The organism is Bacillus cereus group sp. N6, assembly GCF_016483705.1.
Taxonomy (GTDB): Bacteria; Bacillota; Bacilli; order Bacillales; family Bacillaceae_G; genus Bacillus_A; species Bacillus_A wiedmannii.
On the sequence record NZ_JAEHBI010000005.1, the window covers coordinates 142,379 to 156,903 of the forward strand.

Here is a 14,525-nt window from a genome sequence, read left to right on the forward strand (position 1 = left end):
TGTTCCCTGCTAGAAGGAGGAACAAAATGGAATACGTAATTGAGATGAACAATATTACAAAAGTATTCCCAGGCATTGTAGCGAATGATGATATTACGCTGCAAGTAAAACAGGGAGAGATACACGCTTTACTTGGAGAAAATGGTGCAGGGAAATCAACATTGATGAATGTACTGTTCGGTTTGTATCAACCAGAACAGGGAGAAATTAAGATTAAAGGAAAACCTGTAAAAATTACAAATCCGAATATAGCAAATGACCTTGGTATTGGGATGGTCCATCAGCATTTTATGCTTGTTCATAATTTTACAGTTACAGAGAATATTATTCTTGGAAATGAGCCGAAGAAAAAAGGAAGGATTGCTGTTGAAGAGGCTGCGAAAGAAATTAAACAATTATCTGAACAGTACGGTTTAGCAGTTGATCCAAATGCAAAGATTGAAGATATTTCGGTTGGGATGCAGCAAAGGGTTGAAATATTAAAAACGCTTTATCGTGGTGCGGAGATTTTAATATTCGATGAACCAACTGCGGTGTTAACTCCTCAAGAAATTCACGAGTTGATTCAAATTATGAAAAAGCTTGTGCAAGAAGGAAAATCTATCGTTCTTATTACACATAAATTGAAAGAAATTATGGAAGTTTGCGATCGTTGCACAATTATTCGTAAAGGTAAAGGAATTGGTACAGTTGACGTTGCGGAAATGAATGAACATAAACTTGCAGAATTAATGGTCGGACGTCAAGTGAATTTTAAAACAGAAAAAATAGAGGCTAAACCGAAAGAAGAGGTTCTATCTGTTTCGAATATTGTCGTTCATGATGCACGCCAATTACCTGCTGTAAAAGGCCTTGACTTAACTGTTCGTGCAGGAGAAATCGTTGGTATTGCAGGGATTGATGGAAATGGACAAAGTGAATTGATAGAGGCAATTACTGGTTTACGAAAAGTTGAGTCAGGTTCTATTGCAATTAAAGGAAAAGAAATAACAAATTGGCCTGTTCGAAGAATTACAGAGGAAGGAATTGGTCATATTCCAGAAGATCGTCATAAACACGGTCTTGTGCTTGATTTTTCTGTTAGAGATAATATAGTTTTGCAAACGTACTATAAAAATCCATTCTCAAAGAAAGGGATTTTAAACTTTAGTCAAATCACACAAAAAGCAAAAGCGCTTATTGAGCAGTTTGATGTGCGTACACCAGGTGAACACACGTTAAGTCGTGCACTATCTGGTGGAAACCAGCAGAAGGCAATTATCGCACGTGAAGTGGATCGTAATCCAGATTTATTGATTGCAGCACAGCCAACACGTGGTTTAGATGTAGGTGCGATTGAATTTATTCATAAAAAATTAATCGAGCAGAGAGATAAAGGGAAAGCAGTATTGCTTCTATCGCTAGAACTGGATGAAATATTAAATGTAAGTGATCGAGTTGCTGTTATATATGAAGGGAAAATTGTAGCAATTGTTGATGCGAAAGAAACAAATGAACAACAGCTTGGTTTGTTGATGGCTGGCGGAACGGAGAAAGAGAAGGTGAATACAAATGGCTAAAAAATTTTTAACGGAGCGAACAATTAATATTTTAGTTCCTGTATTATCCGTTATTTTTGGTTTACTTGTTGGTGCCATTGTAATGTTATTTAGTGGATATGATCCAATTGTTGGGTATGCAGCGCTTTGGGAAGGAATGGTTGGAAACCCACAAGCAATTGGTGAAACATTACGTACGATGATTCCGCTTGTATTAGCAGGACTTTCTGTAGCATTTGCATTCCGTACAGGCCTTTTTAACATCGGAGTAGAAGGGCAGTTATTAGTCGGGTGGCTTGCTGCTGTTTGGTTTGGATATGCAGTATCATTACCGGCAATTTTACATATTCCGTTGTCAATTTTAGTAGCGGCAATAGCTGGTGGGCTATGGGGATTTATCCCGGGATATTTGAAAGGGAAATTTAAAGTAAATGAAGTAATCGTAACGATTATGATGAATTATATTGCACTTTACGTGACGTATGATTTAATTAAGCGCTTCTTACATGAGGCGAATGAGAAGTCATATGATATAAAATCTAGTGCTTCTTTATCTTCTGAATGGTTATCCTCTTTAACAGATGGTTCTCGTTTGCACTGGGGGATTGTCGTAGCGATATTAGTAGCAATTATTATGTGGTTCTTATTGGACAGAACGACATTGGGATACGAATTGAAATCTGTTGGATTTAATCAACATGCTTCTCAGTATGCGGGGATGAAAGTTTCTCGAAATGTTGTACTATCTATGACGATTGCGGGTGCATTTGCAGGGATTGGTGGTGCGATGGAAGGGCTTGGTACATTCCAAAACATGACAGCGATGTCTTCGTTTACTGGTATCGGATTTGATGGGATTGCGGTAGCTCTACTTGGGGGGAATAATCCGTTTGGTATATTATTAGCGGCTTTACTGTTCGGTGGTTTGAAAAGTGCAGCCCCTCAAATGAATTTTGAAGCAGATGTACCTTCTGAGTTAATTAACGTTATTATTGCATGTATTATTTTCTTTGTAGCGTGCAGTTATGTTTTACGCTGGGCACTTACACGCATGAGCAAGGAGGGGAAATAAATGAGCTTTTTAGATATTTTAGCCATTCTTGTGACGGGTACGTTATATACGGCAGCGCCACTTATTTTTACGGCGTTAGGTGGAGTGTTTAGTGAACGTTCTGGAGTTGTAAATATAGCGTTAGAAGGTTTAATGTTATTTGGTGCATTTACTGGTATCGTTACAACGTTATTAATGGGTGATACGTGGGGAGCGATGACTCCTTGGATAGCTCTATTATTTGCAGCGATTGGTAGTGGGTTATTTGCACTTCTTCATGCAGTAGCATCCATTACATTCCGTGCGGATCAAGTAGTGAGCGGGGTAGCGATTAATTTCTTAGCTCTTGGTTTAACGGTATTTGCGATTAAGAAAATCTTTGGCAAAGGACAAACTGATTTCATTCAATACCGTATTGAAAAAATCGATGTTCCGGGTCTTTCGGATATTCCGGTAATCGGAAAAATCTTTTTCTCAAATGTACCGTTAACATCGTATATTGCTATTATTTTAGCGTTTGTCGTTTGGTATGTCATTTATAAAACGCCGTTCGGTCTTCGTCTTCGTGCTGTTGGTGAACATCCAATGGCAGCAGATACGATGGGGATTAATGTATATAAAATGCGTTATATTGCAGTTGCTATATCTGGAATGTTTGCAGGGGTTGGTGGAGCGGTCTTCGCTATGTCGATTTCTGGTAACTTCTCAGGTGCTACAATTACGGGACAAGGTTTCTTAGCGCTAGCAGCTATGATTTTCGGTAAATGGAATCCATTAGGTGCTCTTGGAGCGGCTCTGTTCTTCGGATTTGCTCAATCACTAGGAATAACAGGTGGTACCATCCCGGTACTGAAAGAAATTCCAAGTGTATTCTTAACGATATTACCGTATGTATTCACAATATTAGCACTTGTTGGTTTTGTAGGTCGTTCTGAAGCTCCGAAAGCGTTAGGAACGCCGTATGAAAAAGGAAAACGATAAGTATAAAAAAGCTCGCACATTAGTGCGGGCTTTTTTACATAGAATATATGTAATACGGAATTTTACTATGTTCCTTACATATGAAAGTTTTTAGAAAGAGCCTCATGTAAGTATAGTGAGGAAGAAAAGTTGATTTTTCATTTCTAAAAACTGTATATTGAAGAGGAATATTCCTATATACGTAAAGGAGGGCTATAAATGAAACTAATGGAACAACAGTTACATGAGTTAGGTGGTTTGCGAGTACATATTATTCCGACTGATAAATATAAAACAAATACTTTTGTATTTCGTTTTAAAGCACCTTTAAATGAGGAGACGGTGACAGAGCGTGCCCTATTGCCATACGTATTGCAAAGTGCGACAGAAAAGCTTCCTTCTGTAATTCGTCTTCGTCAATATTTAGAAGAATTATACGGATCTTCTTTGGCAGTAGATGTAAGTAAAAAAGGAGAAGACCATATTATCTCTATTTATGTAGACATTGCAAATGAAGTATATTTACATGATGCACCACCGCTATTTGAAAAAGCGCTTTCTATGTTATCGGATATCGTTTTACATCCAGCAACAGAGGGGAATGGTTTTTTACCTTCTATCGTAGAAAGTGAAAAGAGAGCGCTCTTGCAACGAATTGAAGCTACGTACGATGATAAAATGCGCTATGCAAACGAGCGTTTAATTGAAGAAATGTGCAAAGTAGAACCGTATCGTTTAAGTGCACATGGGAAAAAAGAAATTGTTTCTTCTATTACAAATGAAAGTTTGTATCAATATTATCAAAAAGTGTTAGCAGAAGATGAAATGGATCTATACATTATTGGTGATATTTCAGAAAACGCAGTGGATCTTGTAAGTAAGTATTTTTCTATTTCAGCGCGTCCTGCGAGAGAAAGAAATGTACTTCTTCATAAGAGAAATAATGAAGAAAAAGAAGTTGTTGAAAAACAAGAATTAAAACAAAGTAAATTACACATTGGTTATCGTACGTTTATTACGTATAAAGACGAAGATTATTTTGCGCTACAATTGTTCAATGGATTGTTTGGAGGATTTTCTCATTCGAAGCTATTCGTTAACGTTCGTGAAAAAAATAGTTTAGCGTACTATGCGGCATCCCGCTTTGAAAGTCATAAAGGCTTATTGTTTGTCATGTCAGGGATCGAAGCGAAAAATTATGAAAAAGCTGTTGAGATTATTAAAGAACAAATGTTAGCGATGCAAAATGGTGATTTTTCTGAAGAAGAGATGCATCAAACGAAAAGTGTTATTCAAAATCAAATATTAGAGGCGATTGATACACCACGCGGATTTGTGGAGATGCTGTATCATGGTATTATTTCAGATCGTACGCGTCCGGTTGAAGAATGGCTTACAGGCATTGAAAGTGTGACGAAAGAAGAGATTGTGAAAGTTGCTAAAAATATTGAACTAGATACAATTTACTTTTTACAAGGAACGGAGGGAGAATAAATGGAGAAAATTGTTTATGAGCAATTAAAAGAGACACTCTATTATGAAAAACTTCCTAATGGATTAGATGTATATATTTTACCAAAGCAAGGATTTAATAAAACATTTGCAACGTTTACGACAAAATATGGTTCTATGGATAATACATTCGTACCACTAGGTAAAGAAGAAATGGTTCGTGTGCCTGATGGAATTGCTCATTTTCTTGAACATAAATTATTTGAAAAAGAAGATCACGATGCTTTCCAATTGTTTAGTAAACAAGGAGCATCAGCAAATGCTTTCACATCTTTCACAAGAACAGCTTACCTGTTTTCATGTACATCAAATGTAGAACAAAATTTAAATACATTGTTAAACTTCGTACAAGAGCCTTACTTCTCTGAAAAAACAGTTGAAAAAGAGAAGGGGATTATTGGGCAAGAAATTCAAATGTATCAAGATAATCCAGATTGGCGCTTATACTTTGGATTAATTGATAGCTTGTTTGTAAAGCACCCAATTAAAATTGATATTGCAGGGACAATCGAGTCTATTAGTAAAATTACGAAAGACTTATTATATGAATGTTATGAAACATTTTATCATCCGAGCAATATGTTATTGTTCGTTGTGGGGGCAATTGATCCAGAGAAAACAATGGATTTAGTACGTGAAAATCAAGCGAAAAAAGATTATAAAAACCAGCCAGAAATTGTACGTTCATTTGAAGAAGAACCAGATGAGGTAAATGAAAAGAAGAAAATTATTTCCATGCCTGTACAAACACCTAAATGTTTAGTTGGTATTAAAGCGACAAATTTAAAAGAAAAAGGGAAAGCCCTTTTAAAACAAGAAATTGCGCTTACGTTACTTTTAGATTATTTATTTGGGAAAAGCTCCGTTCATTACGAATCTTTATATAATGAAGGTCTTATTGATGATTCGTTCTCGTATGATTATACGGAAGAGAATAACTTCGGTTTTGCAATGGTTGGCGGCGATACGAAGCAACCTGATGAGCTGGAAGAGCGTTTGAAAAGCATTTTACTAAATACAAATTATGATCAATTAGATGAGGTGGCATTAGAACGAGTAAAGAAAAAGAAAATAGGTGGCTTTTTACGCTCGTTGAATTCGCCGGAATATATTGCAAATCAATTTACACGATATGCGTTTAATGAATCTAGTCTGTTTGAGGCATTGACTGTATTAGAAAGTTTAACTGTTCAAGATTTACAAGAAGTAGCCAAATTATTATTATCAGAAGAGAAAATGAGTGTTTGTCAAGTTTTACCGAAAAAATAAAAGATTTCATAATAATACCCTCATCTTATCATTGATAAATTGTAAGATGAGGGTATTATTTATAAGAGAAAGATTTTGTTGAGATAAGAGAGGAATTGTATGAAAAAGTATGCATTAGTAACTGGAGGAAGCGGAGGGATTGGCTCTGCTATTTCAAAACAATTAATTCAAGATGGATATACAGTATATGTTCATTATAATAACGGTGAAGAGAAAGTGAACGAATTGCAGAAAGAATGGGGTGAAGTGATTCCTGTTCAAGCGAATTTAGCTTCTACTGATGGGGCAGAGCAGTTGTGGGAACAAATTGAACATCCTCTTGATGCTATCGTATATGCAGCTGGGAAGAGTATCTTTGGACTCGTAACAGATGTAACGAACGATGAATTGAATTATATGGTAGAACTTCAAGTGAAGAGTATCTATAAATTATTATCAAGGGCGCTGCCATCTATGATTCAGCGGAGAAGTGGTAATATTGTACTTGTTTCTTCTATATGGGGCCAAATCGGCGCATCATGTGAAGTGCTTTACTCGATGGTAAAAGGTGCACAGAATTCATATGTGAAAGCTTTAGCGAAAGAAGTTTCATTAAGTGGATTAAGGGTTAACGCGGTGGCGCCAGGTGCAATTGAAACGGAAATGTTACAAGTATTTTCAGAAGAGGATAAGAATGAAATTGCTGAAGAGATCCCGTTAGGCAGGTTGGGGCTACCAGAAGAGGTAGCGAAAACAGTGTCATTCCTCGTATCACCAGGAGCATCTTACATAACTGGACAAATTATCGGAGTAAATGGTGGTTGGCATTGCTAAAAATTTCTTACATAAAAAATGAAAAACTGTACAAATTAAGCATGATTCTATTACTAAGTAGTGAGGTGCTTACACATGTCAGTTTTAGATAATTTTGATCAATGGAAGAGCTTTTTAGGAGAACGTTTAGAACAGGCATCAGGAAAAGGTCTTGATGGTGGTGCTGTATCAGATATGGCATTTCGTGTTGGAGATTATTTAGCAAATGAAGTAGAAGCGCGCAACGATCAAGAGAAATTATTGTCTGAGCTTTGGAAAGTTGCTGATGAACAAGAGCAACATACAATCGCAAACTTAATGGTGAAGTTTGTACAGCATAAGTAAAAAATAGAGAGGAGATTCTCCTCTCTATTTTTTTTGTATAATAATTGAACGGGATAGATTATACATTTAGCTTCCCTATTAAGGTGAAATCATATAATATAGTACGTAGGTGTAAAGTAAGCAAGGGGAGTGATCTTGGATGATTGAATGGTATTTTGAATATGAAATACATAAAAACCGACCTGGCTTGCTTGGTGACGTTTCTTCGTTAATCGGTATGCTCGGCATTAATATTGTCACAATTAATGGTGTAGATAATGCACGACGTGGATTACTCCTTATGTGTGATAATCAAGAGCAAATCTCTAGACTTGAATCAATTTTAAATACGATGGATAACATAACGGTAACGAAATATCGTCCGCCAAAGCTAAGAGATAAGCTAGCGGTTAGACATGGTAGGTACATACAACGAGATGCAGATGATAAGAAGACATTTCGATTTGTACGTGATGAATTAGGGTTACTTGTAGACTTTATGGCTGAAATAATGAAAAAAGAAGGTCATAAACTAATCGGGATACGAGGAATGCCTCGTGTCGGAAAAACAGAATCCATTGTTGCCGCAAGTGTTTGTGCAAATAAAAGATGGTTATTTGTATCATCTACTCTTATTAAGCAAACTGTTCGTAGTCAATTGATTGAAGATGAGTATAGCGACGACAATATTTTTATCTTAGATGGAATCGTGTCAACAAAGCGTGCTAACGAAAGGCATTGGCAGCTTGTTCGTGAAATTATGAGATTACCTGCAACGAAAGTTGTGGAACATCCTGACGTATTTGTGAGTCAGTCAGAATACACATTGGATGATTTTGATTATATTATCGAGTTGCGTAACGATTATGATGAAGAAATTCAATATAATTTAGTAGATGAAATTGAGCAAGGTACGCAAAATAATTTCTCTATGTTTGACTTTTAAAGAAATATTGAGGTGTTAGTAGTGACAGAATTAGGACAAAAGCTGAAAGAAGCAAGAGGAACGAAGGGCTTGTCTATGGATCAGCTGCATGAGATTACAAAAATTCAAAAACGCCATTTAGTAGCGATTGAGGAAGGCAATTATGATGTATTGCCCGGAGCTTTTTATGCGCGTGCATTCATTAAACAATACGCAGATGCGGTTGGGTTAAATGGAGAGGAACTGCTTGTAGAATATCAGAGTACGATACCACAATCTGAAAAACGCGACGTTCCACAAGTATCAACAGGACAGAAAACACAAGAAACAATGCAAAAATCTTCATCATGGCCAATTGCAGATCATATGCCGAAAGTTTTAGTTGCGCTATTAGTAATTGCATTTGGAGTGGTAATTTGGTTTGTTTTCCAAGCGTTAACTGGAAAAGGTGATGAGAAAGTTCCGAATGCTCAAAGTGAGAAAATTGAAGTTAAAAAAGCAGAAAACTCTCCGTTAGATACGAAGAAAGATGAAGTGAAAGCGGAAGAGCCGAAAAAAGAGGAACCAAAGAAAGAAGAGCCAAAGAAAGAGGAACAACCAGCACAACCAACGGGACAAGAAGAAGTAAAAGTAGTTGGTACAACTGGTAAAGTATCTACTTTGGAAATTCATAACAATAAAACATTAGAACTGGAAATATCGGGTAAAGGTGCGAGTTATGTAGATGTTAAAGATGATGCGGGGAATGTGATTCTAAACGCTACAGTACAAGAGGGCCAAATAGAAAAACGTGATGTATCAACATTAAAAGAAGTGCGACTTAATATTGGGAATGCAACGAATGTTGAAGTTAAACTGAATGGCCAAGTGGTCGCTTATCCATTGGATCCAGAAAAAGAACTTCACCAAAGATTGGTGATAAAAAACCAAGGGATAGGGCAACCTGCACAATAATAGTCATCGCCTCGATGACTTTTTTCAATGAACAAATGTTTTTGATATGATGGAGGAATAGCTGTGAATTTACCAAATAAAATTACAATATCTAGAATCTTCTTAATTCCAATTTTTATGGTAATTATGTTAGCACCCTTTGATTGGGGTTCATACACAATTGGTGATGTTGATTTACCAATTCAACATTTAGTAGGGGCACTTATCTTTATTATTGCTTCGGCTACAGATTGGATTGATGGACATTACGCAAGAAAGTATAATCTTGTAACGAATTTAGGGAAGTTTCTTGACCCGTTAGCTGATAAATTACTTGTTTCAGCAGCGCTTATTACATTAGTTGAGATGCAATACGTACCTGCTTGGATCGTTATTGTAATTATCAGCCGTGAGTTTGCAGTAACTGGTTTACGCCTTGTACTTGCTGGAACAGGAGAAGTAGTGGCAGCAAATCAGTTAGGGAAAATTAAGACGTGGACACAAATTATTGCAATTGCGGCGTATTTATTACACGATGTACCTTTAAATTTAATCCATATCCCAGTTGCTGATATTTTCATATGGATTGCATTAATCTTTACTGTTATTTCAGGGTGGGATTATTTCTGGAAAAATAGAGCTGCTTTTGTAAACTCAAAATAGAAGTTTATGGGGGAATTGGGATGAATGCTGAAATTATTGCGGTTGGAACTGAATTATTACTTGGACAAATTGCAAATACAAATGCCCAGTTTTTATCTGAAAAGTTAGCTTCAATCGGAATTAATGTGTACTACCATACTGTAGTTGGAGATAATAACAAGCGATTACAGCAGGCGATTGAAGTTGCGGAAGAACGTGCTGACATACTTATTTTCACAGGTGGATTAGGCCCGACAAAAGATGATTTGACGAAAGAAACGATATCTTCTAGGTTGGGTGAAGAGCTTGTATATGATGAAAAGGCATTAGCATCGATAAGCGAGTACTTTAAGCGTACAGGTCGCGAGTTCACAGAGAATAATAAAAAGCAAGCGCTCGTTTTGAATGGAGCAACTGTATTTGCGAATGATCACGGCATGGCACCTGGTATGGGGCTAAATAAGAACAGGAAAGTTTATATTTTATTACCAGGACCACCGAAAGAGATGAAGCCGATGTATATAAGTTATGTAGAGCCTTTTTTACGTAACTTTACAACAGGAGAAAACATTTATTCTCGTGTGCTTCGCTTTTTCGGGATTGGGGAATCTCAATTAGAAGTGAAAGTTCAAGATTTAATTGATGGACAAACGAACCCGACAATCGCCCCCCTTGCGAATGATGGAGAAGTGACACTACGTTTAACTGCCAAACATCAAAATGCTGATGAAGCTGCGAAACGCATTCAGCATATGGAAGATTTGATTTTAGAAAGAGTAGGAAAATTTTTCTACGGGTATGATCAAGAGTTTCTGCATGATAAGGCGATAGAGTTATTGAAGAAAAAAGGATTAACTTTAGCGTGTGCAGAAAGTTTAACCGGTGGTCTCTTTGGCAATCAAGTAACAGAAAGTGCTGGTGTGTCTTCAGTATTTAAAGGCGGTATCATATGTTATCATAATGATGTGAAGCAACATGTTTTACATGTACCTGCGGAAGTGTTGTCTACTGATGGTGCAGTTAGTAAAGAATGTGCTCGTTATCTTGCTGAAAATGTTAAGGGCTTATTAAAAGCGGATATCGGAATTAGTTTCACTGGGGTAGCAGGACCGGATGCTTCAGAACATAAAGAGCCGGGAACAGTATTCGTTGGATTGGCGATTAAGGATGAACCAACTGTAGTCTTTCCTCTTATTTTAAGTGGAAGTCGTCAACAAATTAGGGAACGTTCGGTGAAATATGGATTTTATCATTTATATAAAAAGCTAGAAGAGATATAAGTTTCTTCTAGCTTTTTTTATGGTTAAACTCATTTTTATTTAATGGAAAATAAAAAAATCGAATAAATGTTCGATTTTGTTGGCAAATTGAATTGAAAATAGGTATAATAAGATTAGCAATTGAGTTAAGGAGGAATTTTGAATGAGTGATCGTCAAGCGGCGTTAGATATGGCGTTAAAACAAATAGAGAAGCAATTCGGTAAAGGTTCAATTATGAAATTAGGAGAACAAGCGGAGCGTAGAATTTCTACAATTTCAAGTGGTTCTTTAGCACTTGATGTGGCATTAGGGGTAGGCGGATACCCACGTGGCCGTATTATCGAAATTTATGGACCAGAAAGTTCAGGTAAAACAACAGTTTCATTACACGCAATCGCGGAAGTACAGCGTCAAGGTGGACAAGCAGCGTTTATTGATGCGGAGCATGCAATGGATCCTGTATATGCACAAAAATTAGGCGTTAACATAGATGAATTACTATTATCACAACCTGATACAGGGGAGCAAGGACTAGAAATCGCAGAAGCACTTGTACGAAGTGGCGCAGTTGATATTATCGTAATTGACTCTGTAGCAGCTCTTGTACCGAAAGCTGAGATTGAAGGAGACATGGGTGACTCACACGTAGGTCTACAAGCTCGTTTAATGTCTCAAGCACTTCGTAAGCTGTCAGGTGCAATCAATAAATCAAAAACAATCGCAATCTTTATTAACCAAATTCGTGAAAAAGTTGGGGTTATGTTCGGGAACCCAGAAACAACTCCAGGTGGTCGTGCGTTGAAATTCTATTCAACAGTTCGTCTTGAAGTGCGTCGTGCGGAGCAATTAAAGCAAGGTAACGACATCGTTGGTAATAAAACAAAAGTAAAAGTAGTTAAAAATAAAGTGGCACCACCATTCCGTGTTGCTGAAGTTGATATTATGTACGGAGAAGGTATTTCAAGAGAAGGTGAAATCTTAGATATGGCTTCTGAACTTGATATCGTTCAAAAGAGTGGTGCTTGGTACTCTTATAATGAAGAGCGTTTAGGGCAAGGTCGTGAAAATTCGAAGCAATTCTTAAAAGAGAATACGGATTTAAGAGAGGAAATTGCCTTCTTTGTTCGTGACCATCACGGAATTGGTGAAGACTCTGGTGCTGAAGAAACGGAAGATTCAAATCTTCAAGATTAAAAAATAAAAGACACGGTTCCGTGTCTTTTATTTTTAATTATTATGAAAGCGTTGTATATCGTTGGAGATAAAATATTTAATCTGCCTAAAAGGCTATGTATAAAGAGGGATATATGCATGTTTTGTATGCATAAACTGGAATTCACTAAGGTTTTCCAGGATAATATGCTGTCTTCTTTTTAAATTCATATATGAATTAGAGCTGAAGGTAAAGAAAGTAAAAGTAGACAACGCTTGACAATGAAAATTGCGATAGATACAATGAGAATGTATATTTTTTCTTATATACGAAACACTCTTCTCAAGAAGAGAAGTAATATTCGGAGTAAGACTTAAATCTTGCCGAAATAATAATATGACATTTTAATTGTGAAATGAAGAAAGTCCCTTAAAAAAGCGGGACGACGGTCTTTGCTGTATGTTGGTATTCAATGTACATGCCGACAGTCTTTTTTCATTCATAGCAAGGGGAGGTGAAATCATGAGTAGTACAGTTTGGATACTCATCTCCATTTTGCTTGCAACAGTCGGTGCAGTTGTTGGCTTTTTTGTTCGAAAGTCTATTGCTGAAGCGAAGATTAATGGTGCAGCTAACGAAGCGAAACGTATTCTAGACGAAGCGAATCGTGAGGCTGAAGCACTTAAGAAAGAAGCGCTTTTAGAAGCAAAGGATGAAATTCATACACTTCGTACAGAAGCTGAATTAGAAATTCGTGACCGTAGAAGCGAATTACAAAAACAAGAAAATCGTTTAATGCAAAAAGAAGAGAACCTTGATCGTAAAGACGAAACGCTCGATAAACGCGAGCGACAGTTAGAAAAGAAAGAGGAATCTCTTGTAGCGAGACAACAACAGATTGAAGAGTTGGAAAGCAAAGTGGGAGAGTTAGTTCAAAAGCAACAAACAGAATTAGAGCGCATTTCCAATCTGACACGCGAACAAGCGAAAGCAATTATTCTTGGTAAAGTAGAAAGTGAAGTTTCTCATGAAATTGCCGTAATGGTAAAAGAAAGTGAAGTTCGTGCGAAAGAAGAAGCGGATAAGAAAGCAAAAGAGATTTTATCTCTTGCAATGCAAAGATGTGCAGCTGATCATGTTGCTGAAACAACCGTTTCGGTTGTAAATCTTCCAAATGACGAAATGAAGGGACGTATTATCGGACGTGAAGGTCGAAATATTCGTACGTTAGAAACGTTAACAGGTATTGACCTAATTATCGATGATACACCAGAAGCGGTTATCCTTTCTGGATTCGACCCAATTCGTCGTGAAACAGCTCGTATCGCTCTTGATAAACTAGTACAGGACGGACGTATTCACCCAGCGCGTATTGAAGAGATGGTCGAAAAATCAAGACGTGAAGTGGACGAGTATATTCGCGAAGTCGGAGAGCAAACAACGTTTGAAGTGGGTGTTCACGGATTACATCCAGATTTAATTAAGATTTTAGGTCGTTTAAAATACCGTACAAGTTACGGACAAAACGTCTTAAAACACTCTATGGAAGTTGCATATTTAACTGGACTTATGGCAGCGGAGCTTGGTGAGGATGAAAAACTAGCAAGACGTGCTGGTCTATTACATGATATCGGTAAAGCAATTGATCATGAAGTAGAAGGTAGCCACGTTGAAATTGGTGTCGAACTCGCAACGAAGTATAAAGAGCATCCTGTAGTTATAAACAGTATTGCATCTCACCATGGGGACACAGAACCAACTTCTATCATTGCAGTTTTAGTTGCAGCAGCAGATGCATTATCAGCTGCAAGACCTGGAGCTCGTAGTGAAACACTTGAGAACTATATTCGTCGTCTTGAAAAGTTGGAAGAGATTTCAGAGTCTTATGAAGGCGTAGAAAAATCATTCGCAATTCAAGCAGGACGAGAAGTTCGTATTCTGGTAAAACCAGATACAATTGATGATTTAGAAGCTCATCGTTTAGCTCGTGATATTCGAAAACGTATTGAGAATGAACTGGATTACCCAGGACATATTAAAGTAACTGTTATTCGTGAAACACGTGCAGTGGAATACGCAAAATAAAGTGGTGAAACACCACTTTATTTTTTTGTGTTGGAATTGGTTAAAATAAAGGGAATTAGTATACAAGTGAAACAAACTTAT

General features: G+C 37.0%; 13 protein-coding genes. All 13 read left to right on the forward strand.

From position 1 onward, the window contains the following. Positions 1–26: 26 nt before the first annotated feature. The 13 genes from JDS99_RS06615 to rny all read left to right on the forward strand — a co-directional run bounded on the left by JDS99_RS06615 (position 27) and on the right by rny (position 14,444). A complete protein-coding gene (locus JDS99_RS06615; RefSeq protein ID WP_088064278.1) occupies positions 27–1,559 on the forward strand; it encodes an ABC transporter ATP-binding protein in 1,533 nt (510 codons plus the stop codon). Next, positions 1,552–2,610 carry an ABC transporter permease gene (locus tag JDS99_RS06620; RefSeq protein ID WP_001074492.1) on the forward strand — a complete coding sequence of 353 codons (1,059 nt, stop codon included), beginning with the start codon at positions 1,552–1,554 and terminating at the stop codon, positions 2,608–2,610. Before JDS99_RS06615 ends, JDS99_RS06620 begins: the two co-directional genes overlap by 8 nt. Further along, complete coding sequence (locus tag JDS99_RS06625; protein ID WP_000008847.1) at positions 2,611–3,570, forward strand: ABC transporter permease; 960 nt, start codon at positions 2,611–2,613, stop codon at positions 3,568–3,570. A 198-nt stretch (positions 3,571–3,768) separates the two neighbouring features. Beyond that, positions 3,769–5,043, forward strand: a complete 1,275-nt coding sequence (gene yfmF, locus JDS99_RS06630; RefSeq protein WP_048545971.1) for an EF-P 5-aminopentanol modification-associated protein YfmF — start codon at positions 3,769–3,771, stop codon at positions 5,041–5,043. Further along, positions 5,044–6,330, forward strand: coding sequence for an EF-P 5-aminopentanol modification-associated protein YfmH (gene yfmH, locus JDS99_RS06635; RefSeq protein WP_048545969.1), 1,287 nt, complete (start codon positions 5,044–5,046; stop codon positions 6,328–6,330). Positions 6,331–6,429: 99 nt separating this feature from the next. Next, positions 6,430–7,143 (forward strand): elongation factor P 5-aminopentanone reductase, encoded by a 714-nt coding sequence (gene ymfI, locus JDS99_RS06640; RefSeq protein WP_088064276.1) that lies wholly within the window; start codon positions 6,430–6,432, stop codon positions 7,141–7,143. 75 nt (positions 7,144–7,218) lie between these two features. Next, the gene (locus tag JDS99_RS06645; RefSeq protein WP_000114455.1) at positions 7,219–7,467 is read left to right on the forward strand and encodes a DUF3243 domain-containing protein; all 249 of its coding nucleotides are present in this window, start codon (positions 7,219–7,221) and stop codon (positions 7,465–7,467) included. 139 nt (positions 7,468–7,606) lie between these two features. Further along, on the forward strand, positions 7,607–8,392 hold the full coding sequence (locus JDS99_RS06650; RefSeq protein ID WP_000574107.1) for a DUF3388 domain-containing protein: 786 nt from the start codon (positions 7,607–7,609) through the stop codon (positions 8,390–8,392). 21 nt (positions 8,393–8,413) lie between these two features. Next, positions 8,414–9,325, forward strand: a complete 912-nt coding sequence (locus tag JDS99_RS06655; protein WP_000137490.1) for a helix-turn-helix domain-containing protein — start codon at positions 8,414–8,416, stop codon at positions 9,323–9,325. Between the two features lie 63 nt (positions 9,326–9,388). Next, positions 9,389–9,967, forward strand: coding sequence for a CDP-diacylglycerol--glycerol-3-phosphate 3-phosphatidyltransferase (gene pgsA / locus JDS99_RS06660; RefSeq protein ID WP_046956497.1), 579 nt, complete (start codon positions 9,389–9,391; stop codon positions 9,965–9,967). A gap of 20 nt (positions 9,968–9,987) precedes the next feature. Continuing rightward, the gene (gene cinA / locus JDS99_RS06665; protein ID WP_046956498.1) at positions 9,988–11,226 is read left to right on the forward strand and encodes a competence/damage-inducible protein CinA; all 1,239 of its coding nucleotides are present in this window, start codon (positions 9,988–9,990) and stop codon (positions 11,224–11,226) included. Positions 11,227–11,368: 142 nt separating this feature from the next. Further along, the gene (gene recA / locus JDS99_RS06670; RefSeq protein WP_048545964.1) at positions 11,369–12,400 is read left to right on the forward strand and encodes a recombinase RecA; all 1,032 of its coding nucleotides are present in this window, start codon (positions 11,369–11,371) and stop codon (positions 12,398–12,400) included. Positions 12,401–12,881: 481 nt separating this feature from the next. After that, complete coding sequence (gene rny, locus JDS99_RS06675; RefSeq protein WP_048545962.1) at positions 12,882–14,444, forward strand: ribonuclease Y; 1,563 nt, start codon at positions 12,882–12,884, stop codon at positions 14,442–14,444. The last annotated feature ends 81 nt before the right edge of the window (positions 14,445–14,525 follow it).

Coding starts and splice junctions, on each gene's coding strand:
- cinA (WP_046956498.1), top strand. CDS start 9,988: ATGAATGCTGAAATTATTGCGGTTGGAACTGAATTATTACTTGGACAA.
- recA (WP_048545964.1), top strand. CDS start 11,369: ATGAGTGATCGTCAAGCGGCGTTAGATATGGCGTTAAAACAAATAGAG.
- yfmH (WP_048545969.1), top strand. CDS start 5,044: ATGGAGAAAATTGTTTATGAGCAATTAAAAGAGACACTCTATTATGAA.
- ymfI (WP_088064276.1), top strand. CDS start 6,430: ATGAAAAAGTATGCATTAGTAACTGGAGGAAGCGGAGGGATTGGCTCT.
- JDS99_RS06615 (WP_088064278.1), top strand. CDS start 27: ATGGAATACGTAATTGAGATGAACAATATTACAAAAGTATTCCCAGGC.
- JDS99_RS06645 (WP_000114455.1), top strand. CDS start 7,219: ATGTCAGTTTTAGATAATTTTGATCAATGGAAGAGCTTTTTAGGAGAA.
- yfmF (WP_048545971.1), top strand. CDS start 3,769: ATGAAACTAATGGAACAACAGTTACATGAGTTAGGTGGTTTGCGAGTA.
- JDS99_RS06650 (WP_000574107.1), top strand. CDS start 7,607: ATGATTGAATGGTATTTTGAATATGAAATACATAAAAACCGACCTGGC.
- rny (WP_048545962.1), top strand. CDS start 12,882: ATGAGTAGTACAGTTTGGATACTCATCTCCATTTTGCTTGCAACAGTC.
- JDS99_RS06625 (WP_000008847.1), top strand. CDS start 2,611: ATGAGCTTTTTAGATATTTTAGCCATTCTTGTGACGGGTACGTTATAT.
- JDS99_RS06620 (WP_001074492.1), top strand. CDS start 1,552: ATGGCTAAAAAATTTTTAACGGAGCGAACAATTAATATTTTAGTTCCT.